Below are 24,889 nucleotides of genomic sequence, written 5' to 3'. Positions count from 1 at the left end.
CGCTCCATCTCCCGCTCGGGGGAGGTGCACCGAGACTGCGGCTCCATCGACTTGATCTAGCACGCTTTAAGCGACCGGCGTGGTGCGCTCGCCGCTCCAGTCGATGCCGAGTTCGTCCATGCCGTCGGCCAGCAGGTCACCCAGCATCGGCTCACCCAGCAGATATTGCACCGCCTCGCGGCGGGGCGCCTTGTATTCGGCACGGGCCTCGACAGCGCGGGCACGCAGATCGTCCCACTCGTCCACATCGCCATCGCCGCGGCCTAGCCACATCAGCGTGACCAGATCGAGTTGCTCGTCCTCATTCAACGCCCCGATGAAGCCTGCAAGCTCGGCTGCAACCGGATCGGAATTGGAATCCTCCAGCACATCGATCTCGTCGTCATCGGATGGGTTGGAGCCTGAATCCGGATCGGAGCCGGATTCCTTGACATCGAATTCGCGCGCCTTCTCGATGATGAAGGCGACCTTGTCGGCAGAAATCGCAAGCTCTGGCATGGGCTCCCCCTGTTCGTCGTTCGGGTTGGTCCGGGTTCCCTCGATAACGCGGCATCACGACAGATGATCCATTGCGCTTCATGACGGAAAGTGCGCATCTTTCGTCGACAATGATCCCCGTCATTCCGGAGCGCGACGACGTCACGAACCCGGAACGACGGTGAGGGCACAAGCAAAGAAAATGGGGGCTCGCCCGATGCAGTGGAAGGTCGGCAAGGTCAAAATCACCAAAGTGGTGGAGTTGGAGACGGTCGGCTCGACCCGCTTTATCCTGCCTTTGGCGAGCAACGACGAGATCCGGAAGTTGCCCTGGCTGATCCCGCATTTCGCCACCGACGAGGGTCGGCTGAAAATGTCGATCCATTCACTGGTGGTGGAGACGCCGTCGCGCCGGATCGTGGTCGATACCGGCCTCGGCAACGACAAGCAGGGCCGCAACGTCCCGACCTGGAATAACCGCAACACGCCGTTCCCCGAGATGATGGCGGCGGCGGGCTTCGCCCCCGACAGCATCGACACTGTGCTGTGCACGCATCTTCATGTCGACCATGTCGGCTGGAATACGAAGCTTGTCGGCGGCAAATGGGTGCCGACCTTCCCCAGGGCGCGCTACGTGTTCGGCCGCACTGAATACGAGCATTGGCGCGATCATTCGACCGAGCCGGACAAGCAGGCGGTCTTTGACGATTCCGTGAAGCCGATCATCGATGCCGACCGTGCGGATCTGATCCCGAGCGATCACCGGCTCAGCGATGAGATCAGCATGATCCCGACGCCCGGCCACAGCCCCGGCCATATGAGCATCCTGATCCAGTCGGACGGCGAACAGGGACTGCTGACCGGTGACGTCGCCCATCACCCCTGCCAGATGGCGCATCTCGACTGGTCCTCCACCGCGGATTCCGACCAGGCCCAGTCGGCCGCGACGCGCGACGCGCTGTTCGGCCGGTTTGCCGACACGCCGACGCTGGTGATCGGCGGGCATTTCTCGGCCGGCCACATCCGCCGGGAGGGCGATGCGTTCAGGTTTGTGGCGCTGCAATCGTAGGCTCACCTGAATCGGGGGACTGCAATGCGCCCCATTTTCGGCGGTTGAATTTCCCGCCGCCCTGTTCCATGAAGCTATTTAACCGATCAGTCCATCCCAAGGGAGAAACGAGAATGAAGCTTGTCCGTTACGGCGAAAAGGGTGCGGAAAAACCCGGCCTGATCGACAAATCCGGCCAGTTGCGTGACCTGTCGGCGCATCTGAAAGACCTGACCGGCGAGGCCTATTCGCCGGAATCCCTGAAGAAGCTCGCCGCGATCGATCCGGCCTCGCTCCCCGCAGTCTCCGGCAAGCCGCGGTTCGGCGCGCCCGTCACCGGCATCTCGAAATTCGTCGCGATCGGCCTCAATTACAGCGACCACGCCAAGGAGACCGGCGCCGCGATTCCGACCGAGCCGATCATCTTCATGAAGGCGAACACCTCGCTCTCCGGCCCGAACGATAATGTCGAGAAGCCGCGCGGCTCGACGAAGCTCGACTGGGAGGTCGAGATCGCCGCGATCATCGGCACCCGCGCCAAGTACGTCTCGGAGGCCGATGCGCTGAACTACGTCGCCGGCTATTGCGTCTGCAACGACGTCTCCGAGCGCGCCTTCCAGATCGAGCGCCTGGGTCAGTGGACCAAGGGCAAGTCGCACGACACGTTTGGGCCGGTCGGCCCGTGGCTCGCCACCAAGGACGAGATCAAGGACGTGCAGAACCTGTCGATGTGGCTCGACGTCAACGGCCAGCGCCGCCAGACCGGCTCGACCAAGACCATGATCTTCTCGATGGCCAAGTGCGTCTCCTATGTCTCGCAGTTCATGACCCTGCTGCCGGGTGACATCATCACGACAGGCACCCCGCCCGGCGTCGGCCTCGGCATGAAGCCGCCGACCTTCCTCAATGTCGGCGACGTCATCACGCTCGGCATCGAAGGCCTCGGCGAGCAGCGCCAGGAGATCGTTGCGGCGTAAGGTCGGGCACGCTCGTCACGCCCACCGTCGTCATGCCCGGGCTTGTCCCGGGCATCCACGTCTCACAGTCTCGCCACGCGGAAGCGCGTGGATGGCCGGGTCAAGCCCGGCCATGACGGTGGGGATAGTGTTCGAAGAACTTGATTGCAGGGAATTGTCCCCATGAAACTCTCCTTCTCCCAAGCCTCGCCCTTCGCCCGCAAGGTGCGCATCGCCGCGATCGAGCTTGGGCTGATCGACAAGATCGAATTCACGTCCGCGACCGTCGCGCCGGGTACGGTCAACGAGGACTATTCGCGCATTACGCCGCTGAAGAAACTGCCGGTGCTGATCACCGATGACGGCGACGTGATCCTGGATTCCTACGTCATCGTCGAATATCTAAACGAGATGGCCGGCGGCAGCCTGATCCCGGATTACGGTCCACGGCGCTGGAAGGCCAAGACCAATCATTCGCTGATCAACGGCATGCTCGATTCCATGCTGCTATGTCGCTACGAAAAGATGGTGCGGCCGCAGGGGTTGCAATGGCAGGCGTGGTCGGACGACCACTGGAACCGGGCCTGGACCGGCATGGCGCGCTTCGAAAACATGCCCGACGTGCTGAACGGTCCGTTCGACATCTCGCAGATCGGCCTCGTTTGCGTGCTCGGTTACGCCGACTTCCGCTTTGCCGATTGCGGCTGGCGCAAGGCCTATCCGCAACTCGACGCCTTCCATCAGAAGATGCTGGAGCGGCCCTCCGTGAAGATCTCGGTGCCGCCGGCGGCGTAGCGAAGACATGGCGGGAGAATGACGATGCGCGATCGGTTCTCCCGTCTCACAAGTCTCAGCGCGAGCCTTCTGCTCGCGCTCTCTGTCTCAGGCACCCATCTACGGGCCGAGAGCATGTCGCCCGGACAAGCCAATCAGGCTTGCGGATCGCCGTCATCGATCGACGATGGCTGGGAGATCGCTTCGCCCGACGATGTCGGCATGGACGGCGCGCAGCTGTGCAGCATCGCGGCGCGACTCGAGCAGCGGGCAACCGCGGTCCATTCGATCGTCGTCATCAGGCATGGCAAGCTTGTCTTCGAGCAATATTTTCCCGGCTACGACCAGCCTTGGGGACAGACGGACGGCCAGTACGAATTCGCCGCCACGACCAAGCACGACATGCGCTCGGCAACCAAGAGCGTGACCTCGCTGCTGGTCGGAATCGCGATCGACCGCAAGCTCATCGCCGGTGTCGATGAGCCCGTCCTGAAATTCTTCCCCGATTCCGCAGCGGTGAAGCAGCCGGGATGGGATGCCATCACGCTGCGCCATCTGCTGACAATGTCCTCCGGCATCACATGGGACGAGGCGCGGGCCTGGACCGATCCGAAAAACGACGAGCCGCACCTCGTCTTTGAAGCCGATCCGATCGGCTATGTGCTCGCAAAGCCGGTCGCTGCGCCGCCCGACGTGCTGTGGGCCTATAATGGCGGCGGGACTGAACTGCTCGGCAACATCCTCGAGCACGTCTCGGGCAAGCCGCTGGAGACATTTGCGCGCGAAATGCTATTCCAGCCGCTCGGCATCACCGACGTCGAATGGAAGACGTACAAGAACGGCAAGATCGCAGCGGCCGCGGGCCTGCGGTTGCGGCCGCGCGATGCGGCGAAGATCGGCCAGCTCGTGCTCAATCACGGCCGGTGGAAGGGCCGGCAGATCGTCCCGGCCGACTGGATCGCGCAATCGATCACGCCGCGCTTCCAGGCGGTCGGCTATTTCGGCGGCACGCTGTTCTACGGCTATCAATGGTGGATGGGCCGCTCGCTGGCCGGCGGCAAGGAGATCAAATGGGTTGCAGCCTTCGGCTGGGGCGGTCAACGCGTCTTCATCGTGCCCGAGCTTGATCTCGTCGTGATGACTTCAGCCGCGCAATACGGCCAGCCCAAGGAAGGCCTGGCCGCGATCGACATCCTCTCCAATATCGTCATTCCATCCGTACGCGACGCGCACTGATTTTAAAGGAAGCGAGCATGAGCCTGAAATACGCGGTCGGCGACCTCACCATCCATCGCGTCATCGAGCAGGAAACCTCGTTCGTCCCGGCGCTGGAGATGCTGCCGGGGCTGACGCCCGAGGTGCTGGCCGAGAACCGGGGCTGGATGCGAGAAGCCAAGGCGCTGGACGATCAGGACGTGCTGCTGCTGTGCTTCCAGTCCTATGTGGTGAAGACACCGCATCACACCATCCTGATCGACAGCTGCATTGGTAACGACAAGCCGCGACCGCGGCCGAAATGGAACATGAAGACCGATGACACGTATTTGCGGGCACTCGGCGCCGCGGGCCTTGCCGTGGACGACATCGATTTCGTGATGTGCACGCATCTGCATGTCGATCACGTCGGCTGGAACACGCGGATGGAGAACGGTCGCTGGGTGCCGACCTTCCCCAAGGCACGCTACGTCTTCGCCAGGCAGGAATACGACCATTGGTTCGAGCAGAATGCGAAAGCGGAGATCCCCCCCTTCGCCGACAGCGTACTGCCGGTGGTCGAGGCAGGGCGCCATGAGCTCGTCGGCAACGACCACCAGATCGGCGATCACGTTCGCATCCTGCCGACGCCGGGCCATACGCCCGGCCATGTCGCCTTCACCATGGGCCGGGGCAAGGATGACGCCGTGTTCTCCGGCGACCTCATGCATTCGCCATTGCAGACGCGGTACCCGGAGCTATCGATCAAGTTCGACGTCGATCCGGCCAAGGCGGCCACGACGCGTCGAAACTTTCTTGAACGCTATTGTGACACCGACACGCTGTGCTGCACCGCGCATTTCCCCTCGCCGTCGGTGGGGAAGATCAAGCGCGAGGGCAACGCATTCGTGTGTGCGGCGGTGTGAGTTAACTGAGGCGCCGCAGGGTAGGCAAAGGCGCGCACTACGCGCGCCGTGCCCACCACTCCTTATGGTGAGCACGCTTCGCTTTGTCCACCCTACGATTCCACCCGTGTGGAGAAAGCAATGACTGCACTTCCCGACATCCCTCTCCCCGCCGGTATCCGCTCGCGTTATGTCGATGGCATCAACGGCTTGCGCATGCATCTGCTCGAGGCCGGTTTCGAGACCAAAGGCCGTCCCTGTATTCTGTTGCTGCACGGCTTTCCCGAACTCGCCTTCTCCTGGCGCAGGGTAATGCCGGCGCTCAGCTGTGCGGGCTATCACGTGATCGCGCCCGACCAGCGCGGCTACGGCCGCACCACCGGATGGACCGCGGACTACGACGGCGATCTCGCGCCATTCTCGCTCCTCGACCTCGTGCGCGATGCGCTCTCGCTGGTGTCGGCGTTCGGCTACAAGCAGGTCGATCTGGCCGGACATGATTTCGGCAGCCCGGTCGCGGCGTGGTGCGCGCTGATCCGGCCCGACGTGTTTCGCTCGGTGACGTTGATGAGCGCACCGTTCGGCGGAGCGCCGCCGTTACCTTTCAACACGGTCGACACGCCAGTAAAGCCGCCGGTCGAAGATCCCGTTCATCGCGAGCTCGCCGCGCTGCCGCGCCCGCGCATTCACTATCAATGGTACTATTCGACACGTCCGGCCAATGCCGACATGCAGCACGCGCCACAGGGCATGCATGACTTCCTGCGCGCTTATTACCATCACAAGAGCGCGGACTGGATCGACAACAAGCCCACTCCGCTGAAATCATGGTCTGCGGGTGAGCTCGCAAAGCTGCCGACCTACTACGTGATGGACCTCGGCGAGACCATGGCCGAGACGGTCGCGAAGGAGATGCCATCGCCCGCTGCGATCGCCGCCAACACGTGGCTGCCGGACAGCGATCTCGCTTTTTACAGCGCCGAATATGGCCGCACCGGATTTCAGGGCGGTCTGCAATGGTATCGCTACGGCACGACGGGCATGCTCAACAACGAGATGCAGCTGTTTTCGGGCCGCAGCATCGACGTGCCCTCCTGCTTCATCTCGGGCAAGCAGGATTGGGGCACCTATCAGCGCCCCGGCGTGTTCGAGGCCATGCAGGGACGCGGCTGCACTAGGATGCTGGGCTGCCATCTCGTCGATGGCGCCGGCCATTGGGTGCAGCAGGAGCAGCCGGCTGAGGTGAGCCGGCTGCTGTTACAATTTCTCCACCGCGCCGCGACGGCCTCTTTCGGCTGAAGCAACGCCACCCTCCCGCCACAAGGTATTAATCGGCGGTTCAGGGAACATTCGGCAATATCCGACGTTGCGAGACACCGGAGCTGCATCCGGCGACCATGGAGAACGACATTGGACAAGAAGATCGCCGGATTACTGGGAGCAGTAGCTGCGCTCGGAACGCTGGGCACCGCCGAAGCTGCGCCTGCACCGACGGACGTCCTGCAGGCGAATTCATACGCCGAGCTGCTGGAGCCGATTGCCAACGCCAGCGCGCTGCTACAAGCCATCGATGAAGCGGCTCCGCCAAAAGCGAGCGACAATGTTCAGGTCGCTCAATTTTACTACCATCATCATCATCACCATCACCACCACAGCTTCTATCGTCGTCGCTATTACGACTACGACGCACCGGTCGTGGTGGTCCCGCGATATCGGCGGTATTATCACCACCATCATCACCATCACCACCACCATCACAGCTTCTATCGCCGCGACTATTGAGGTCGCGACGCCAGGAATGAGATGAACAGGACCTACGGGTCCTGTTTGCTTTCGATGGCCCGAAACAGGGAAAGTTGGGCAAATCACCCATCACGATCGTCGATGATGACGGCAAGTCCAGGAACGGTCGTCCGCTCTAAAGCGATGGAAACGGAACGGGGGCTCGAATTCCTGTTTTGACGCGCTTTCTTTATGCGAACCGGTGTCGGCTTCGCTCGAAAACGCCCTATTCGTTACGGGCCTTGTCCTTTGCCGCGCGGTGCAGGTGCCGGTAAGTACCGTCGAATACGGTATCAGATGACGATGTCCACTCGGTGCCGGCCGCCAGTTTGGGCCGATTGCTGTAGATCCGGCGGGCTTGCAACTCGCGCTCTGCCGCTTCCTCCTCGCCCATGGGCTCGAGTTCGAAGTTCGCTTCCTCAGGAACGACGATGATTTGCGCGAACGGCTCGTTCGGCCGGAAGATATGGGTTCGGCCCTCGGCCGGCGCCTTGAAGACGCAAAAGAACATCATGGGCCACCAATTGCGGATCAGCGCAGGGACGGCAATCGGCACGGTGTCGGTCGGATCGGTATAGAACCGCGGATGCGGCTCGGTGCGAATCGCCAGGCCTTTTTCGACCTTGAGATCGAGCAGGATCTGATAGGTGTAGAAGGCGTCGCCAAACTTGCGAAACGGCGGCCATTCCGCGCCACCTTCCGGCGGCTCGCCCCAATCGGCCTCGAGGATCAAGTGCCCCTCCCTGGTCGTGACGCGAAGCTCGAAATCATAGGGATAGAACAGCTCGATGCCGTATTGCGCGCCCTCGGAAAACGGCACGCAATGCCAGACCTGCTCGCGCGAGCCGTCCGCACGCGGCTCGCGCTTGCCGGCCCATCCGGGGATTTCCAGCTTGGTGCGGCGGGGCGCCAGCCGCGGATCGTTCAGACGAAACTTGACCTTGGCCATCATTCACCCGTCCATTCACAATGTAGAGTTCGAACCCGTACGTCTGCCATGCTCTCAAGCGCCATTGTAACGGCGCGTGGACTGCTAGGGTTTGCGCGGCGCGCGTGAATTGACCCTGAACGAATTGCAGCCTATATCGATTTAGAATCGTTCTAAACTGATAACAGGCGCAATTCGTGAAAAACTTTGCCGATTTGACCGAGCGCGAGGTTCTGGCGGTCGCGATCTCCTCCGAAGAGGAGGACAGCCGCATCTACATGACCTTCGCCGAGGATTTGAGGGAACGTTACCCGGACTCGGCAAAGCTGTTCGAGCAGATGGCCGAGGAGGAGCGCGGCCATCGTCACATGCTGCTGGAAATGTACGAGCAGCGCTTCGGCAAGCACCTGCCGCCGATCCGCCGCGAGGACGTCAAGGGATTCCTGAAGCGCCGCCCGATCTGGCTGACCAAGAACCTGCCGCTCGACACCATCCGCAGGGAAGTCGAGACCATGGAAATGCAGGCCGAGCGCTTTTACGTGAAGGCCGCCGAACAGGCCCAGGATGTCGGGGTGCGCCGCCTGCTCGGCGATCTCGCCGAAGCCGAGAAAGGCCACGAAGAGACCGCCGCGAAGCTGACGAACCAGATCCTGAGTTCCGACGTGCGCGCGGAAGAAGACCGCACCAACCGCCGCATGTTCGTGCTGCAATATGTGCAGCCCGGCCTCGCAGGATTGATGGACGGATCGGTCTCGACGCTGGCGCCGCTGTTTGCGGCCGCCTTCGCCACGCACCAGAACTGGCAGACTTTTCTCGTCGGCCTCGCCGCCTCGATCGGCGCCGGCATCAGCATGGGTTTTGCCGAAGCGCTGTCGGACGACGGCTCGCTGACGGGACGCGGCTCGCCCTGGCTGCGCGGCATCACCTGCGGCGCGATGACGACGCTCGGAGGGCTCGGCCATACCATGCCCTATCTCGTGCCGGACACCTGGCCCAACGCATTCTGGATCGCGACCGCCGTCGCCGGGATCGTCGTGTTCTTCGAATTGTGGGCGATTGCCTTCATCCGCGCGCGCTACATGGACACGCCGTTCCTTCAGGCCGTGTTCCAGATCGTGCTCGGCGGTGCGATCGTGCTGGCGGTCGGCATCTTGATCGGAGCGGCGTAGGCGGTGACACTGCGTCGTTCATTCATCGTTGCGCACGGGCGTCCAACGCGGGATCCTCATGACGATTCGTCTTCAATACGGTACACCTGCTAAATTCTTCCACTGGCTCATCGTTGCACTGCTTGCCGTGCAATACCCGATCGGCTGGCTCATGCCGGATATCCATCGGGGCATGAGCCCGGGCGCCGGCATGACTTTCCATGTGTCGATTGGAATTACGATCCTGGTGCTGACGGCGCTGCGCTTTCTCTGGCGCATCACCCATCCCGTCGCGCCTGAAAGCTCGTTGCCCGCCTGGCAACGCTTGTCGTCGGAAGCCGTTCACTGGCTGCTTTACGCGCTGGTGCTGGCGACGACGCTCTCGGGCTGGCTGTTTGCGTCCTTCCGCGGATGGTCGGTCTCGTTTTTCTATCTCGTGCCGCTGCCGATGCTCGCGTCCGACAACGCAGCCGCCGGCCGCACCATCGACGGCCTCCACCAGGCAATGGAATGGGCGCTGCTCATCACCATCGGCATTCACATCGCAGCCGCGCTCGTCCATATCTTCATCTATCGCGATCGCGTGATGCGGCGAATGCTGCCTGGATAGGGTTCCGGACAGATCAACCGCGATCAAACGACGGTTGCGGCATCGGCTAAAACTGCGCATCATCCAGCAGTGAAGCGCAGGAGCATCTCGTGGCCAAATCGGAATGGAGTTTCAAAAGCGCGGTCGAGCTATCGGCCGCATTGACGGCGAAGAAGGTCTCCGCGGTCGAGCTCACGCAGGATGCGATCGACCGCATCGAACGTCACGACGGCAAGATCAACGCCATCTGCGTCAAGGATTACGATCGGGCCCTCGACGCGGCGCGTGACGCGGATGCGGCCTTGGCGCGCGGCGAGCGCAAGCCGCTGCTCGGCCTGCCGATGACCGTGAAGGAATCCTACAATATCGCCGGCCTGCCCACGACCTGGGGCAATCCCGCGCATAAGGACTTTGTTGCCAAGGAAGATGCGCTGCCGGTGACGCGGGTGAAGGAGGCCGGCACCATCGTCCTCGGCAAGACCAACGTCCCGCTCTCGCTGGCCGACTGGCAGAGCTACAATGACATCTACGGCACCACCAATAATCCCTATGATCTCGGCCGCACGCCGGGCGGATCCTCCGGCGGTTCCTCGGCGGCGCTCGCGGCCGGTTACGGCCCGCTCTCGCTCGGCTCGGATATCGGTGGCTCGCTGCGCGTGCCCGCGTTTCACTGCGGCGTCTACGCGCACAAGCCGAGCTTCGAGCTGTTGCCGTCGCGCGGCCATACGCCGCCGCCGGCTCCGCCATTACCCTATGAGCGTGATCTCGCCGTGGTCGGCCCGATGGCGCGGAGCGCGGGCGATCTATCCTTGCTGCTCGACGTCATGGCCGGGCCCGACCCGCTCGACAACGGTACCGCCTACAGGCTCGAGCTGCCTGCCGCGCGTCACGGCGCGCTGAAAGATTTCCGCGTCCTCGTAGTCGATACCGATCCGGTGCTGCCGACCGACACTGCGGTGCGCGGGAGCATCAACACGCTCGCTGACAATCTTGCCAAGGCCGGCGTCAAGATCGAGCGCAACAGCCCGCTGCTGCCGGATTTCGCGGCGTCCTCGCGCCTCTATATGCGGATGCTGCTGTCGTTTCTCGGCGCCAGCTTCCCGCCCGAATTCTACGCCGGCGCAGTTGCAGCAGCAGCCACATTGCCGGCCAGCAACGACAGCCTGCAGGCTGAACGCCTGCGCGGCATCGCGCTCAGCCATCGCGACTGGCTGATGGCGCGCGGCGGCCGGACACGGCTGCGCGCGCAATGGCACGAGCTGTTCAAGTCCTTCGATGCTGTGATCTGCCCGATCATGCCGACACCGGCCTATCCTCACGATCACTCGGAAGACCAGGAGCAGCGCCGTATCAAGATCGATGGCAAGGAGCGCGTCTATACCGACCAGCTCGCCTGGCCCGGCATCGCCACGCTTCCCGGCCTGCCCGCGACCGCGATCCCGACCGGCTTTGCGCCGGATGGACTTCCGGTCGGCGTGCAGATCGTCGGCCCGTGGCTCGAGGACCGCACCCCCTTGAGACTGGCCGAGCTGATCGAGCGCGAGTTTGGCGGGTTCGTGCCGCCGAAGATGTTTGACGACTAATTTTGGCCCCGCTCGTCATTGCGAGCGCAGCGACGCAATCCAGAATCTATCCGCAGCGGCAGTCTGGATTGCTTCGTCGCAAGGGCTCCTCGCAATGACGGAGTAAAACAACTGAGAGATTCCGGGGGCTGCACGATGCGCGCCCCGGAATGATCGGGAGGAGGAAGCACCATGAGCCAGGACCTCGAACAGCTCACCGCACTCAACCGCGACTACGTCGTCTCCGTGCAGAATTGCGATGTCAAGCGTTTCGACGAGATCCTGGCGCCGGAGTTCTATTGCTCCAATCCCGACAAGACGCTGGTCGACCGCGCCGGATTCCTGGAGCAGACAGCACGGCCCATCGCGATCCGCAATCTGCACGCGTTCGACGTCATCATCCGCATCATGGGTGACTTCGCCATCATCCACGCCGCGACAAGCTACACGACCGCGGACGGTCAGCAGGCGACCGGGCGCTATACCGATTGCTGGGCGAAGAAGAACGGCAAATGGCTCGCGGTGTCAGCGCACGTGTCGCGGTGAGATGGGCGTACTGCTCGCATCCTCTCCGCTGTCAGGCCCCGCGAAGGCGGGCATCCAGTACTCCGCAGCGGCAATTGGTTCGCACAGCTGCCGCTGCGGAGTACTGGATCGCCCGGTCAAGCCGGGCGATGACACCTGTATTGGAGCGACGCTGGTGCACGCCAGCGCTCAGCTATCAAACACAATCACGCTGCGCAGCGTCTTGCCGGCCTTCATGCTGGCAAAACCTTCGTTGATCTCGCTCAGCTTCAGCTTGGCCGAGATCCAGTCTTCCAGGTGCAGCCGGCCGCGCAGATAGAAATCGACCAGGCGCGGCATGTCGACGCGGAAATGGTTTGAGCCCATGGACGAGCCCTGGATCCGGCGCTCGCGCAGGAAATCAAAGCCGTGCAGCTCGATCTTCTGGCCGAACGGGATCATGCCGACGATGGTGGCGGTGCCGCCGGAAGCAAGCATGGCGAAGGCCTGCTCGGCGGTTTCCTTGCGGCCGAGCACCTCGAAGGAATGATGCACGCCGCCATTGGTGAGATCACGGACCTGCTTCACGACGTCGCCGTCGGCGGGGTTGATGATGTCGGTCGCGCCGAGCTTGGTCGCGAGCTGGAGCTTAGCCGGATTGGTGTCGATCGCAATGATCCGGCCGGCGCCCGCGATCTGCGCGCCGTTGATCGCGGCCATGCCAACGCCGCCGCAGCCGATCACCGCCACGGTCTCGCCGGCCGTCACCTTCGCCGTGTTCACCACCGCGCCGTAGCCGGTGATGACGCCGCAGCCGATCAGTGCGGCGAGATCGAGCGGCATCTCCTTGCGGATTTTGACGATGGCGTTCTCGTGCACCAGCATCTGCTCGGCAAAGGATGAGAGGTTGAGAAACTGGTGCAGCTTCTCCGGCTTATTCCACTGCATCCGGTTGGACACGCCAGGCAGCAGTTTTACGGTCGTGTCGGTGCAAAGCACGGTGCGGCCCGTGGTGCAATTGTCACAGGTGCCGCAGAACACCGACAAGCAGGTGACGACGTGATCACCGGGCCGGACGTAGGTGACGTCCGAACCGACCTGCTCGACGATGCCGGCGGACTCGTGACCGAGTACCGCGGGCAGCGGATGCGGGTAGAGGCCTTCCATGAAGTGCAGATCGGAGTGGCAGAGCCCGGCGACCGACGTGCGGATCAGCACTTCGCGCGGGCCGGGCTTCGGCAGGCTGACATCCTCGATGACCAGGGGCTTGTTGACTTCATAGAGGACGGCGGCCTTCATCGGTGTTTCCCCGTTGTTTTGATTGTCGTTGAGTGCGGCTTCCACCTCTCCCATAGGGAGAGGTGAAGACAGAGCCTACGCTGCCAGAACCAGTTCGCCAACCTCGCTCATGCCGGCCGGGCTGTCGCCGAGCAGCAGAGCTGCGATCTTCGCCTGCGTGGCATTTTCCGTCAGCTGGAAGGGATCGCTCGGAGCCACGCGATGATCGATCACCAGCCGCGACAGCAGCAGCCGGCGCGCATCGCCGCGCATTTCATGAATGCGATGCGCTTCCCAGGCGAGCGCGACCGCGCTGGCGACATGATAAAGCAGGCTCGTAGCGCGGCGCGCGTCGGCTTCGTTCTCGGACTTGCCGGCGACCTCGCGGGCAAAGCCGACGGCGCGATCAACGAGGCCGCGTAAATTGTCGCGCCAGGTCTGCGGCACCGAGGCGCCGTCGTCGAGCCGTGCGTGCAGATCGGCGGCGAGTGCGGATTCGGCACCATGGCGGCCAACCGCGCGCCGCAGCGCATCGATCGCGACGATGTTGCCGGTGCCCTCCCAGACCGAGCCGAGATGAGCATCGCGCAGCAGCCGCGGGGTGGCGAATTCCTCGATATAGCCGATACCACCGCGCATCTCGAGCGCATCACCGCAGACTTTTCGCGCGTCCCGCGTGGCGCGAAACTTCAGCGTCGGCGTCAAGATGCGCAGCAGCGCCGCCGCATCCTGGCTGCCCGCTTCCGCGCGGTCGAGCGCGTCCGCCGTGAGAAAGCTCATTGACAGCGCCTGCTCGACCGGCAGCATGATCTTCAGCATCTGCCGTCGCCCGAGCGGCAGGTCGATGATGCGGTTGCCGAACACGACGCGGTTCTTCGCCACCGTCATCGCGTCATGATAAGCGCGGCGCATCAGCGCGGTCGATTTGACGCCGTTGGAGAGCCGCGACGAGTTCACCATCTCGGCCATCTGTACAAAGCCACGGTCCAGCTTGCCGACGGCATAGGCAATCGCGCCTTCGAGCTTGATCTCGCCAGAGGCCATGGAGCGCGTGCCGAGCTTGTCCTTGAGACGCACGATCCGATAGTGGTTCTGCGAGCCGTCGTCGAGGAAGCGCGGCATCAGGAACAGGCCGACGCCACGCGTGCCGGGGCCGGCGCCTTCCGGGCGCGCCAGCAGCATCACGACCTTGGCGTCGGCATTCGAGCAGAACCATTTCTCGCCAGTGAGGCGCCAATGGTCGCCTTCCCGCACCGCGCGCGTGGTCAGCGTGCCGACATCGGAGCCGCCCTCCTTCTCGGTCATGAACTGGCCACCCTGGGTCAGCTTGCTCATATCGGTCTGGGTCAGGCCATCCAGATATCTCGCCTTCAACGCCTCGCTGCCGAAATTCGAAAGCAGCTTGGCACAGCCGTCGGTGACGTTGATCGGGCAGCCCATGCCGAATTCGGTCTGGTTGAACAGGAAGGTGAAGGCGTGCTTGGCCACCACGGGATATTTGTCCGGCCAGCCCATGATGCCTTTGCGGATCGACAGCGCATGGATGCCGAACTCGCCGAACGCGGCATTCTCCAGCTCGCGATAGGCCGGATGATATTCGATCCACTGCACGTCGCGGCCAAATTTGTCGCGCTGGTGCAGCACCGGCACGTGCCGGTCGGCAAGTCGCGCGCATTCGTCGAGATGGCCGCCGGCGAGTTCGCCGAGGCGGTCGAGATGCGGCTCGATATGGCGGAACAGAGTGTCCGGCAGGTGGATGCGCAACAGGTCCGTCAGCGCCTGATCGGCGCGATAGAAATTCATGCCCGTGGTATCCGGCGCCAGCAGGCCGGATGGTGCGGCCGCGACATCGTTTGGCTGCGCTGTGACCGGCTCGTGCATGATCGTCCTCTTCGTTTCCGCCCCGCGGCATTCTTATCGCTTGCCGCTTGAGATCGTGTCGATCATGCTCGCGTCGCAGCGACAGTTAAAGCCGCAAATTGTCAGGGAGCCATGATCGCCGTGAAGGAGCAATTCGCCCTGCGGAATTGTGATCGATCCGGCTGGTTGTCCGCACGGCGGATGCATAGATCATCGACGTCCCGTCCCCGAGAGATCACACCATGGAACATCCGAAATACAAGATCGCCCTCATCGTCGGCGCCGGCGAAGGCTTGAGCGCCTCGCTGGCGCGGCTGCTCTCCGCGCAAGACATCCGCGTCGCACTTGCCGCGCGAAAGATCGAAAAGCTTGGCGCGCTCTGTAGCGAGACCGGCGCCAAGGCCTATGCCTGCAACGCCATTGAGCCTGACGAGGTCGAGCGGCTGTTCGGCCTTGTCGAACGCGAGATCGGCACGCCTGATCTCGTCGTCTACAATGCCAGCGGCCGGTCGCGCGGACCGTTCGTGGACCTCGTGCCGTCCGATGTCGCGAACGCGATCGCGGTCAGCGCCTATGGCGGCTTCCTGGTGGCGCAGCAGGCGGCGAAGCGCATGCTCCCGAACCAGCACGGCGCGATCCTGTTCACGGGCGCGTCGGCCAGCGTGAAAGGCTATGCGCAGTCGGCGCCGTTCGCGATGGGCAAGTTCGCGCTGCGTGGCCTTGCGCAGAGCATGGCGCGCGAATTGTCGCCGCAAGGCATCCATGTCGCGCATTTCGTCATCGACGGCGGCATCCGCAGTGCGGCGCGGACCGAGCCGACGGACAAGCCGGATTCGATGCTCGATCCCGATGCGATCGCGGAAAGCTACTGGAACGTGTTGCAGCAGCCGCGCAGCGCCTGGAGCTGGGAGCTCGAGCTGCGGCCATGGGTGGAGAAGTTTTGAGGCAATTACGTCACAACAATCGTCATTGCGAGGAGCGGAGCGACGAAGCAATCCAGCCTATATCCGCGGAGACAGTCTGGATTGCTTCGCTGCGCTCGCAATGACGAAAGAGAGGGAGGCGACATGACCACGGAAACCACCATCGACACTGGCACCGATGAGCTCCTCTGCGTTATCCGCGACCGCGTCGCGATCATCACGCTGAATCGGCCGGAGGCGCGCAACGCGTTGTCGGACGCGCTGACGCCGGCATTGCGCACGATGATCCGCAGCTGCGGCGAGAACCCCGGCGTCGGCGCGCTGCTACTCACCGGCGCGGGCGAAGCGTTTTGCGCCGGTGGCAACGTCAAGGGCATGGGGGCGCATCGCGACCCGAAGAAGCTCGAAATGTCCTTTGACGACAGGGTCGCCGATCTGCAGGAGCGGCAGCGGCTGCTCACCGGCGCGCTGGTATCGCTGCGCAAGCCGACCATCGCCGCCCTGCCCGGCCCCGCCGTCGGCGCCGGGCTCGCCATTGCCATGGCTTGCGACATCCGGATCGCCGCGCAATCCGCCTTCGTCGCCACCGGCTATGCCCGCATTGCGCTGAGCGGCGATTACGGCATCGCCTGGCTGCTGACGCGCCTGGTCGGCACCGCTCGGGCGCGCGAGCTGCTGTTCACCGGCGATCGCGTCGATGCCGCGCGTGCCGAGGCGATTGGCCTCGTCAATCGCGTGGTGCCCGACGACAAGCTCCAGACCGAGGCCTTTGCCCTGGCCAAGTCGCTCGCCGATGGCCCGCGCCTCGCGCTGCGCTACATGAAGGACAATCTCGACGAGGCCCTGCTGTTCGATTTCGAAACCGCCCGGGATCACGAAGCCGAACGGCTGGTCCGCCTGACCACGACGGCGGATCACAAGGAGGCCGTGCAGGCCTTCATCGAGAAGCGCAAGGCCGCGTTCACCGGGAAGTAGGCGCGTTGGCGTGAGAACAAAAAAATGCCCGGCTCTGGCTTTGCCAGGCCGGGCTCGGAGTGATGTCAAACCGAGGCTGAGGGGCTGTCGGCCTGACGGGAAAGTGCGGCGAGACGCCAGCTGGCGCAGGGAATGTCCTTTGGCGCGACGTGGATCTCCTTGTCGAAGCGCACCAGCTTCCAGTCGTCGGGATGGTTGACGAAGGCGAAGCCGGATTTGCGCGCCAGCGAGATCATGGGCTCGTTGGAGCGCAGCGTGTCGCCGACCATGTGCTCGGCTCCGAGCGCAGCGGCGCGGCATTCCAGGTTCTTCATTAGCGCGGTCGCGATGCCGTGCCCCTGCCAGCGATCGTTGACCGACAGGCCGAATTCGAGGGTCGAAGTCTCGGCATGCAAGGCATAGCGCGCCTCGGCAACAATGGTCTCGAAGCCGTCGACCATTTTGGTCGCGATCACAGTGAAACGTTCGCGCTCACCCACCTGCAGGAAGTCGCGCAACAGACCATACGGCAGCTCGCTGATCGCACCGAAGAAGCGGTTGTAGCGTGAGCGGGTCGAGAGCGAGCGGAAATAGTGCTGAAGCTCGTCGGTGTCGCGCGGCTCGACGAAACGCACATTGAGCGCCTCGCCTTGCCGGGTGCGTACCACGTCCGAGTATTGCTTCAGATCTTCCAGGCGGAGGGTGGTCATGACACGTGCCCAGAGAAAGAGGGACCGCCGGCGCCCCAGTAATCAGGCGGCGCCGGCCTGGCGGCCAATCAGGCCCGCCAGAAGGGTTTGTCGGCCTCGTAGGCAATGTCGGTCCAGGACAGGCCGACGTCGTGGAGATCACGGGCGGTCCAGTTGGTCAGCTCACGCCGGGTCCGATAGCGCTCATGCCAGACATGGAGCGTCTCGCCGATCTGCTGGATCAGGCCCAGTGCATGATGATTTGTCATCGAATTGTCGGTCAAAGTAGACATCTTCAGCTCCTTGAGCTAACTTAACCGCCAATATCTGCCACTCAGTGCGCTGCCACAAACGACAATTTGTACCCTTTCGCATGAAATAAGCTCATGCATCCTGCTGCCAAATGACTGCCAGATTGCCTTCGCTGAACGGACTGCGGGCATTCGAGGCCGCTGCGCGCCATCTCAGCTTCACGCTGGCCGCAAGCGAGCTGAACGTGACGCAGACTGCGATCAGCCATCAGATCCGCCGGCTCGAGGAGGAGCTCGGCATCCGCCTGTTCATCCGGCAGAACCGCGCGCTGGCACTGACGGCGGAGGCGCGCGACTACCTCCCGGGTGTCCGCGCCGCCTTCAACGATCTCCGCCTCGCCACCGACCGCCTGCTGCGCAAGGACGACGACAAGGTGCTGACGGTCTCGACGATCGCTTCGCTTGCAGCGAAATGGCTGCTGCCACGGCTGACCGATTTCCAGGAGACCCATCCCGGCATCGATGTCCGCATCACCACCTCGACCAGCCTCGTCGACTTCCAGCGCGACAATGTCGATGCCGCGATCCGCTACGGCAGAGGCCAGTGGCCGGGCGTGCGCGCCGACTGGCTGATGGCGGACGAGCTGTTTCCCGTGTGCAGTCCTTCTCTCCTTCGCAGCGACAAACCGCTGCGCACGCCGGAGGACCTGAAGGATCATGTGCTGCTGCACACCAACAACAGCGACGACTGGCGCCTCTGGCTGACGGCGGCAGGCCTGTCGACCGGCCTCTCGCGACAGCCCGGCATCACCTTCGACATGACCTTCATGACGGTCCAGGCCGCGATCGACGGCATGGGCGTGGCGATGGGCCGGACCTCCTACGTCCAAGACGACATCGCCAAGGGCCGGCTCGTGGTTCCCTTCAAGATCGCGCTGCCGGCGGACGCCGGCTTCTATCTGGTCTCCCCGGAGGGCCGCCGCGAAGCGCCAAAGCTTGCCGCCTTCCGCCAATGGATGGTCGCTGCAACGCAGAATAAAGCCTGAAAAATCATCAGCTTCCGCGGCGAAATGGGTTGACTCGCAAGGTCCCGCGCGAGAGGGGTTAGACAGATTGTCGCAGCAACAATCTATCGCCTTGCCGTGAAATGAGTTCCGGTCCGGCCGCGTCTTTCAGGGGAGTAACGTCAATGGCTGGACCAGCAACCAATCCGCCCGCAATCAAGTCGCGTATCGGCGCGATCCTGCGCGCAACATCGGGCAATTTCCTCGAACAGTTCGACTTCTTCCTGTTCGGCTTCTATGCCGCCGCGATCGGCAAGGCATTCTTCCCCTCCACCGACGAGACCGCATCGCTGCTCAACACCTTTGGCGTGTTCTGGCTCGGCGCCTTGATGCGCCCCGTCGGCGCCATCGTGCTCGGCGCTTACATCGATCGCATCGGCCGTCGTCAGGGCCTGATCGTCACGCTCGGCATCATGGCATTCGGCACGGTCGTGATCGCATTCTGCCCGAGCTACGCCACGATCGGCATCGCCGCGCCTGTGATCGTGCTGATCGGTCGCCTGCTGCAGGGCTTCTCCGCCGGCGTCGAGCTCGGCGGCGTGTCGGTCTATCTCGCGGAGATCTCGACGCCCGGCAATCGCGGCTTCTACACCTCGTTCCAATCATCGAGCCAGCAGGTCGCGATCTTCGTGGCCTCGATCCTCGGCTATCTCCTCTCCGAAGTGATGCCGGCCGACACCGTTGCCTCCTGGGGCTGGCGCATTCCCTTCTTCGTCGGCTGCCTGATCATTCCCTTGATCTTCTTCCTGCGGCGGACGCTGGAGGAAACGCCGGCGTTCCTCGCGATGAAGAGGCATCCGACCGCCAGCGAGGTGTTCGCCTCCGCGCTCGCCAACTGGCGCATCGTCCTGCTCGGCATGATGATCGCGATCCTGACCACGACGACGTTCTACTTCGTCACCGTCTACACGCCGACCTTCGGCAAGACCGTGCTAAAGCTGTCGACGCAGGACGCGCTGCTGGTCACGCTGCTGGTTGCCGTCACGAACTTCATCTGGAACCCGGTCGGCGGCGCGCTCTCCGACCGCATCGGCCGCAAGCCGGTGCTGATCGCCATCGCCACGCTGTCGCTGCTCACCGCCTATCCGGCATTGAGCTGGCTGGTGGCGGCACCGACCTTCGGCAAGCTGCTCGCGGTCGAGATGATGTTCTCGTTCTATTTCGGCATGTACAGCGGCACCATGCTCGGCGCGCTGGTCGAGATCGTGCCGGCCCATGTGCGCACGACCTGCTTCTCGCTGGCCTTCGCGCTCGCGGCCGCGCTGTTCGGCACGTTCACACCGTTCGCCTCGACCTGGTTGATCGAGCACACCGGCAACAAAGCCGCGCCGGGTGCCTGGCTGATGTTTGCGGCCGTGCTCGGCATCATCGCGGCGCTGATCGTCTATCGCGGCGGCGGCAAGGCGGTGCCGGTCTATGATGCGGTGGCCGAGCCGGTTGCGGGGCATTGATCGGGCGCGCGTAGCGCCTCTGTCTTAACCTCTCCCCGTAAGAACGGGGCGAGGGAGCGCACTGCCGGTGCAGCGAAGACCTACAGCTCCACCACCACGTAATCGCTTTCGACCGTCACCGTGACAGTCTCGGCGACATACGGCCCCTTCACGACGCTCGCGCCGGGCTCGACATGGGCCGGATAGGCCTTCACGCGGAAGCGGCGGGGATCGCAATAGGATTGGCCGGTGCGGATGTCGAACTCCCAGCCGTGCCAGGGGCAGCGAATGATCTCGCCGAGTTTCGTGTACTCGATCTCGCCGGGATCCTTTGACCGCGCGAGCCCGATCAATGGGCCCTCGCACAGCGCTGCACCCTGATGCGGGCAGCGGTTCATCAGGCCGAAATATTCGCCCTTGATATTGAAGACCGCGATCGGCCGTCCATCGATCTCCAGAAACTTTCGCGTGCCCGGCGGGAGCTCATCGACCGGGGCAATCACGTGACGCGCCATCAAGCAATTCCGTACAGCTTCTTCGCATTGCCAAGATAGAACGCTTCGCGGTTGTCGTCGCTCACGCCAGCCGGCAGCACGCGCGATGGCTCGTCATAATCCCAGTGCGGATAGTCGGTCGCGAACAGCAAGCGATCCCAGCCGATCCAGTTGATGACGTCGAACAAATCCTCGCGCCGCTCCGGGTCTTCCATCGGCTGCGTGGTCCACCACACCTGCTCGCGGATATATTCGGACGGCGGCCGTTTGACATGCGGCACCTCGCTGCGCAGCCGCTGCCAGGTCTTGTCGAGCCGCCACGCCAGCGACGGCGCCCAGCCGAAGCCGGCCTCGATCATCACCATCTTCAGCTTCGGGAAACGCTCAAACACGCCCTCCAACACGAGGCTCGCGAGCGCCGATTGCTGGCACTGCGAGTGACCGACCATCTCCTCGATGTAATAGGACGGCCAGCCTGACGGCGTGATCGGATTGCCGCCGAAGCCGAAGGCGTGCACGCCGACCGGAAGACCCGCCTCTTCCGCAGCCTGATAGATCGGCCAATAGCGTCGCTGGCCGAGCGGCTCGACATTGCGGCTGAGCAGCAGCACCTGGACAAAATTCTTGTCGCCGGCGCGCTCGCGGATTTCGGCGGCGGCCGACAGACCGTCCTCGTTGCCGACGACGATCGAGGCCTTCAGCCGCTTGTCCTTGCTGGTCCATTTGTCGATCTGCCAATCGTTGATCGCGGAACACAGCGCAGCCGAGAGTTCGTGATTGCGGATGCCTTGCCCGCTGTTGAGCGGATTGAGCACGCCGAGTTGCACGTTGTTGGGATCGAGCAGCTGCTTCTGCATGAAGGACAGCGATGAGCCCTGCGGCCCGCCTTCCGGCGGATAGGCATCGCGGCGCGAGGCATTGGGCTGGGCCTTCGGATAGGGCGGGCCTTCCATCATGCCCTGATAGGCATGGACGCCGTAGACTTCGAGATGATGCTGCCAGCGTTTGGCAAGATAGGGGTAAAGCTCGGTCCGGGTCGCGCGCGCCGGATGGATATCGCAGTCCGCAATCGCGGTCTTGGTTGTCGGAAGGGAAGCGGCTTCTAGGTTCTCGCGGAACTGGATGTTCATCGCCTTGCCTCCTTTGGCAGCGGGCTCACGTCAGGCGGGGATAGGTCGCATGCGGATTGTCGATCATGATCTTGCGCACGAGATCGGGGGTGAGACCTTCGGGCAGCGCGTCCTGGCCGTCGAACTGCCAGTGCGGATAGTCCGTGGAGAATAGGACCAATTCATCGGACTGCATATGATCAAACAGGCGAATTAATGTCGCTTCGTCTGGCGGTGCATCAAATGGCTGTAATGAGAAGCGGATGTTGCTGCGCACAATTTCGAGCGGCGCGCGATCGACCCACGGCGTCTCCATCCGCACCCCGCGCCAGAACTTGTGCAGCCGCCAGAGATAGGGCGAGATCCAGGAGACCCCGGACTCCAGCATCACCATTTTCAGCCGCGGATATTTGGCGAACACGCCCTCGACGATCAGGCTGGTCAGCTGGGTCTGGAACGCCTGGGCCTGACCGACATAGTCCTCGATGTGATAGGAACCCCACCCCACGGCGGTTGGCGGATTGTGATAGGCGGAACCGGCGTGGATACCGACCGGCAGATCATGTTGTTCCGCGGCCTCATAGATTGGCCACAGCGCGCGCTTGCCGAGCGGTGTGTCGCCCATGACCAGCATCAGCACCTGCACGAAGCGCTTGTCCTGCGCGCAGCGCTCGATCTCGGCGACGGCTTTTTCGACGCTCTGCGTCGGGATCACGATCGATCCGCGCAGCCGCTTGTCGCGATCGAGCCATTCCTTCGCGAGCCACGCATTCAGCGCGCGGCAGAAGGCGGCTTGCAAATCCTCCGAAAACACCATCTGCACGCCGTAGAGCGGATTGCAGATGGCGAGCTTCAGCTGGAAGGGATCGAGCACATGGCGCTGCATGTCCTCCAGCCTTTCGCCGGGCTTGCCAGTCTCGGGGCGCCAATCGGGCCGCGCCACGATCGGTGAGTTCGGCGGATAGGATTGCGAGACGAGATCGACCATGCCGCGCGTCGTCACCTGATCGCGCCAATAATCGTTCAGGTACGGCAGCAGGCTGGTCAGATGCGGCACGGCTGGATGCACGTCGCAATCTACCCCGCCGGCGATCAGGGACGCCATGACGTCTCCCTTCTCACATTTCCTCGTCGTGTCTCGTCTCGGGCGGCGCTCGGCCGCTTCGCCTTGCCCGCCATTCAAGCAGGCCTGCCCGCCGCTCGCAACTCGGCCAAGGCCGTTGTCATATGCTAGGAAGGCTCAGCTCGGTTGCGAAGGAACAGGGGACTGGGATGAAAGAACTCGCCGGCATAGCGGAACAGGTCGCGGCAAAGTTGATCGCGCGCAAAGAGACCATTGCAGTCGCGGAATCCTCGACCGGCGGCCTGATCTCGGCGAGCCTGCTCGCAGTGCCCGGCGCGTCCGCTTATTTCCTCGGCGGCGCGGTGGTCTACACCCGCGACGCCCGGCGCGTGCTGATGGATATTTCGGACGAAGGAATGAAGGGCTTTCGCTCCTCCTCGGAGCCTTACGCAAAACTGCTCGCCGACCAGATGCGCGGCCGCTTCAGCTCCGACTGGGGCCTGTCCGAGACCGGCGCAGCCGGCCCAACCGGTAACCGCTACGGCGATGCTGCCGGCCATAGCTGCATGGCGGTCGCAGGGCCTGCGGCCGAGGTCATGACGCTGGAGACGGGCGGCAACGACCGGTTTGCCAACATGCAGATGTTCGCAGCGACGGCGTTGAGACTTTTGTTGAAGAAGCTGGAACGATGAACGCCCTCCTTGTCGCGATCCTGCTTGTCCTCGGGACCGCAACGGCACAGGCCGCCGGGGTCAGAAACTTCGACATACCCGCCGGGCCCGCGGGGCCGGCAATCCGGCTGCTGGTCTGGACTCCGTGCGCAGAGCCTCCCCAGGAGATGGATGCGCGTGGCGCCACTTTCTTCGCGGTGCCTGGATGTCCGGTCTCCGGAGAAAAGCTTCCGCTGATCGTGATGTCGCACGGCAGGCGAGGATGGTTCGGCGGTCACCATGACACCGCGGCGGCGTTGGCGGACGCTGGCTTCGTGGTGGCTGCGCTCAATCACCCCGGCGACACCTGGCGTGACACCAGCCGCACCGACAGTTTGTCGGTTCTGGTCGAACGTCCCACGGATATGAGGCGGTTGATCGACTATATGCTGGACGGGTGGCCGGAGGCCTCGCGCATCGATCCTCAGCGCATTGGGCTCTACGGGTTTTCGTTTGGCGGCTACACCGGTCTTGCCGTCATCGGCGGCAATCCCGATCTGCGCAAGGGATTGCCGAACTGCGAGACGTCCAGCTTGAAAGCGTGCAAGCAACTCGAAAACGGCGAGCTTCCCGGGCAGCCGGTCACACATGACCCGCGCATCACGGCCGCCGTCATCATCGATCCCTATCCCGTATTCGTCTTCCCTGAAGAGAATCTGAAAGGAATCACGGCGCCGGTTCAATTGTGGAGCTCTGACCCCGCGCAGAACGCCGACGGTCTATCCGGATGCTGTGCGGCAGCCATCGATCAAAGACTTCCGGTCAAGCCGGACTACCATTTCGTGAAGAATGCGAAGCATTTTTCCTTCCTCGCGACCTGCACCCCAAAGGACGCCCAGGAGGCTCCGGCCGTCTGCACCGATGCGCCTGGGTTCGATCGCGTCGATTTCCACCGGCAGCTCCACGCGGATGTCGTTGCGTTCTTCCGCAAGCATTTCGCCGAAAGCGCCAAGCCGTGACGCAGCCCTCAGCCCGCCGCTGCCCTGCCTTAAGAGCAGGACAAACCGTTGCCGGGCTCGCGGCAGAGCTTCGCGCGCACCTCGACGATATCGATGTCGTACTTCCCGGCTCTCCGCTTGCGCGAGGCGTAGGCCGAGTCAGCGCTGTCCATTGACAGCAAATTGAGCTGCTTCTTGGTCGCCGCGCTGCACATCAGAGCCGCGTTGCCTTCGAGATATCTCGACTGGGCGCCAAGCT

General features: G+C 63.3%; 27 protein-coding genes. 17 read left to right on the top strand and 10 right to left on the bottom strand.

Going from position 1 to position 24,889, the window contains the following annotated elements; genetic code table 11:
• Positions 1–66 precede the first annotated feature (66 nt).
• Positions 67–498 carry a DUF3775 domain-containing protein gene (locus tag JQ587_RS17430; RefSeq protein WP_212302657.1) on the bottom strand — a complete coding sequence of 144 codons (432 nt, stop codon included), beginning with the start codon at positions 496–498 and terminating at the stop codon, positions 67–69.
• Between the two features lie 196 nt (positions 499–694).
• Between JQ587_RS17430 and JQ587_RS17425 the strand changes: the two genes are divergently transcribed.
• The 7 genes from JQ587_RS17425 (at position 695) to JQ587_RS17395 (ending at position 7,136) form a co-directional block, all read left to right on the top strand.
• Positions 695–1,546: an MBL fold metallo-hydrolase gene (locus JQ587_RS17425; RefSeq protein ID WP_212302658.1), complete on the top strand. Its 852-nt coding sequence runs from the start codon at positions 695–697 to the stop codon at positions 1,544–1,546.
• Positions 1,547–1,659: 113 nt separating this feature from the next.
• The gene (locus JQ587_RS17420; RefSeq protein WP_212302659.1) at positions 1,660–2,502 is read left to right on the top strand and encodes a fumarylacetoacetate hydrolase family protein; all 843 of its coding nucleotides are present in this window, start codon (positions 1,660–1,662) and stop codon (positions 2,500–2,502) included.
• A 162-nt stretch (positions 2,503–2,664) separates the two neighbouring features.
• Positions 2,665–3,276, top strand: coding sequence for a glutathione S-transferase family protein (locus JQ587_RS17415; protein WP_212302660.1), 612 nt, complete (start codon positions 2,665–2,667; stop codon positions 3,274–3,276).
• A 24-nt stretch (positions 3,277–3,300) separates the two neighbouring features.
• Positions 3,301–4,491: a serine hydrolase domain-containing protein gene (locus tag JQ587_RS17410; RefSeq protein WP_212426067.1), complete on the top strand. Its 1,191-nt coding sequence runs from the start codon at positions 3,301–3,303 to the stop codon at positions 4,489–4,491.
• Between the two features lie 17 nt (positions 4,492–4,508).
• Positions 4,509–5,375 (top strand): MBL fold metallo-hydrolase, encoded by an 867-nt coding sequence (locus JQ587_RS17405; RefSeq protein WP_212426066.1) that lies wholly within the window; start codon positions 4,509–4,511, stop codon positions 5,373–5,375.
• A 120-nt stretch (positions 5,376–5,495) separates the two neighbouring features.
• The gene (locus JQ587_RS17400; protein ID WP_212426065.1) at positions 5,496–6,653 is read left to right on the top strand and encodes an alpha/beta hydrolase; all 1,158 of its coding nucleotides are present in this window, start codon (positions 5,496–5,498) and stop codon (positions 6,651–6,653) included.
• A 111-nt stretch (positions 6,654–6,764) separates the two neighbouring features.
• Entirely contained in the window at positions 6,765–7,136 is a 372-nt protein-coding gene (locus tag JQ587_RS17395; protein WP_212302664.1) for a hypothetical protein, read from the top strand.
• 226 nt (positions 7,137–7,362) lie between these two features.
• Here the strand turns inward: JQ587_RS17395 and JQ587_RS17390 are convergent, their stop codons facing one another.
• The gene (locus JQ587_RS17390; protein WP_212426182.1) at positions 7,363–8,085 is read right to left on the bottom strand and encodes a hypothetical protein; all 723 of its coding nucleotides are present in this window, start codon (positions 8,083–8,085) and stop codon (positions 7,363–7,365) included.
• Between the two features lie 176 nt (positions 8,086–8,261).
• On the opposite strand from JQ587_RS17390, the gene mbfA reads away from it, so the two are divergent.
• The 4 genes from mbfA to JQ587_RS17370 all read left to right on the top strand — a co-directional run bounded on the left by mbfA (position 8,262) and on the right by JQ587_RS17370 (position 11,909).
• Positions 8,262–9,233: an iron exporter MbfA gene (gene mbfA / locus JQ587_RS17385; RefSeq protein ID WP_212426064.1), complete on the top strand. Its 972-nt coding sequence runs from the start codon at positions 8,262–8,264 to the stop codon at positions 9,231–9,233.
• A gap of 58 nt (positions 9,234–9,291) precedes the next feature.
• The gene (locus JQ587_RS17380) at positions 9,292–9,822 is read left to right on the top strand and encodes a cytochrome b (RefSeq protein ID WP_212426063.1); all 531 of its coding nucleotides are present in this window, start codon (positions 9,292–9,294) and stop codon (positions 9,820–9,822) included.
• An 89-nt stretch (positions 9,823–9,911) separates the two neighbouring features.
• The gene (locus JQ587_RS17375) at positions 9,912–11,384 is read left to right on the top strand and encodes an amidase (protein WP_212426062.1); all 1,473 of its coding nucleotides are present in this window, start codon (positions 9,912–9,914) and stop codon (positions 11,382–11,384) included.
• A 171-nt stretch (positions 11,385–11,555) separates the two neighbouring features.
• Positions 11,556–11,909 carry a nuclear transport factor 2 family protein gene (locus JQ587_RS17370; RefSeq protein WP_212426061.1) on the top strand — a complete coding sequence of 118 codons (354 nt, stop codon included), beginning with the start codon at positions 11,556–11,558 and terminating at the stop codon, positions 11,907–11,909.
• Positions 11,910–12,077: 168 nt separating this feature from the next.
• Here JQ587_RS17370 and JQ587_RS17365 read toward each other — a convergent pair whose 3' ends face one another.
• Complete coding sequence (locus tag JQ587_RS17365) at positions 12,078–13,166, bottom strand: Zn-dependent alcohol dehydrogenase (RefSeq protein ID WP_212426060.1); 1,089 nt, start codon at positions 13,164–13,166, stop codon at positions 12,078–12,080.
• 75 nt (positions 13,167–13,241) lie between these two features.
• The gene (locus JQ587_RS17360; protein ID WP_212426059.1) at positions 13,242–15,026 is read right to left on the bottom strand and encodes an acyl-CoA dehydrogenase family protein; all 1,785 of its coding nucleotides are present in this window, start codon (positions 15,024–15,026) and stop codon (positions 13,242–13,244) included.
• 221 nt (positions 15,027–15,247) lie between these two features.
• Between JQ587_RS17360 and JQ587_RS17355 the strand changes: the two genes are divergently transcribed.
• Together JQ587_RS17355 and JQ587_RS17350 are read left to right on the top strand one after the other, a co-directional pair.
• Entirely contained in the window at positions 15,248–15,949 is a 702-nt protein-coding gene (locus tag JQ587_RS17355; protein WP_212426058.1) for an SDR family NAD(P)-dependent oxidoreductase, read from the top strand.
• A 123-nt stretch (positions 15,950–16,072) separates the two neighbouring features.
• Positions 16,073–16,903: an enoyl-CoA hydratase gene (locus JQ587_RS17350; RefSeq protein ID WP_212302672.1), complete on the top strand. Its 831-nt coding sequence runs from the start codon at positions 16,073–16,075 to the stop codon at positions 16,901–16,903.
• 65 nt (positions 16,904–16,968) lie between these two features.
• On the opposite strand, the gene JQ587_RS17345 is transcribed toward JQ587_RS17350, so the two are convergent.
• A complete protein-coding gene (locus JQ587_RS17345) occupies positions 16,969–17,592 on the bottom strand; it encodes a GNAT family N-acetyltransferase (RefSeq protein ID WP_212302673.1) in 624 nt (207 codons plus the stop codon).
• Positions 17,593–17,660: 68 nt separating this feature from the next.
• Positions 17,661–17,864: a DUF1127 domain-containing protein gene (locus JQ587_RS17340; protein ID WP_212426057.1), complete on the bottom strand. Its 204-nt coding sequence runs from the start codon at positions 17,862–17,864 to the stop codon at positions 17,661–17,663.
• A gap of 110 nt (positions 17,865–17,974) precedes the next feature.
• Here JQ587_RS17340 and JQ587_RS17335 point away from each other — a divergent pair, with 110 nt between their 5' ends.
• A complete protein-coding gene (locus tag JQ587_RS17335; RefSeq protein WP_212426056.1) occupies positions 17,975–18,868 on the top strand; it encodes a transcriptional regulator GcvA in 894 nt (297 codons plus the stop codon).
• A gap of 143 nt (positions 18,869–19,011) precedes the next feature.
• Positions 19,012–20,337, top strand: a complete 1,326-nt coding sequence (locus JQ587_RS17330) for an MFS transporter (protein ID WP_212426055.1) — start codon at positions 19,012–19,014, stop codon at positions 20,335–20,337.
• A gap of 80 nt (positions 20,338–20,417) precedes the next feature.
• On the opposite strand, the gene JQ587_RS17325 is transcribed toward JQ587_RS17330, so the two are convergent.
• Genes JQ587_RS17325 through JQ587_RS17315 form a run of 3 tightly spaced genes read right to left on the bottom strand, consistent with a single transcriptional unit; the run spans position 20,418 to position 23,024 of the window.
• On the bottom strand, positions 20,418–20,831 hold the full coding sequence (locus JQ587_RS17325) for a Rieske (2Fe-2S) protein (RefSeq protein ID WP_212426054.1): 414 nt from the start codon (positions 20,829–20,831) through the stop codon (positions 20,418–20,420).
• Entirely contained in the window at positions 20,831–21,940 is a 1,110-nt protein-coding gene (locus JQ587_RS17320) for an amidohydrolase family protein (protein ID WP_212426053.1), read from the bottom strand. The genes JQ587_RS17325 and JQ587_RS17320 overlap by 1 nt, the downstream gene beginning before the upstream one ends.
• A 25-nt stretch (positions 21,941–21,965) precedes the next feature.
• Positions 21,966–23,024: an amidohydrolase family protein gene (locus JQ587_RS17315; RefSeq protein WP_212426052.1), complete on the bottom strand. Its 1,059-nt coding sequence runs from the start codon at positions 23,022–23,024 to the stop codon at positions 21,966–21,968.
• A gap of 167 nt (positions 23,025–23,191) precedes the next feature.
• On the opposite strand from JQ587_RS17315, the gene JQ587_RS17310 reads away from it, so the two are divergent.
• Positions 23,192–23,674, top strand: coding sequence for a CinA family protein (locus JQ587_RS17310; protein WP_212426051.1), 483 nt, complete (start codon positions 23,192–23,194; stop codon positions 23,672–23,674).
• A complete protein-coding gene (locus JQ587_RS17305; RefSeq protein WP_212426050.1) occupies positions 23,671–24,651 on the top strand; it encodes an alpha/beta hydrolase family protein in 981 nt (326 codons plus the stop codon). Before JQ587_RS17310 ends, JQ587_RS17305 begins: the two co-directional genes overlap by 4 nt.
• A 29-nt stretch (positions 24,652–24,680) precedes the next feature.
• Here the strand turns inward: JQ587_RS17305 and JQ587_RS17300 are convergent, their stop codons facing one another.
• The gene (locus JQ587_RS17300) at positions 24,681–24,845 is read right to left on the bottom strand and encodes a hypothetical protein (protein ID WP_212426049.1); all 165 of its coding nucleotides are present in this window, start codon (positions 24,843–24,845) and stop codon (positions 24,681–24,683) included.
• Positions 24,846–24,889: the final 44 nt, after the last annotated feature.

Origin of the sequence: Bradyrhizobium manausense (assembly GCF_018130615.1) — a bacterium.
GTDB lineage: Bacteria > Pseudomonadota > Alphaproteobacteria > Rhizobiales > Xanthobacteraceae > Bradyrhizobium > Bradyrhizobium manausense_A.
Note: the sequence above shows the minus strand (reverse complement) of the source record. Positions and strands in the feature narration are given on the sequence as shown.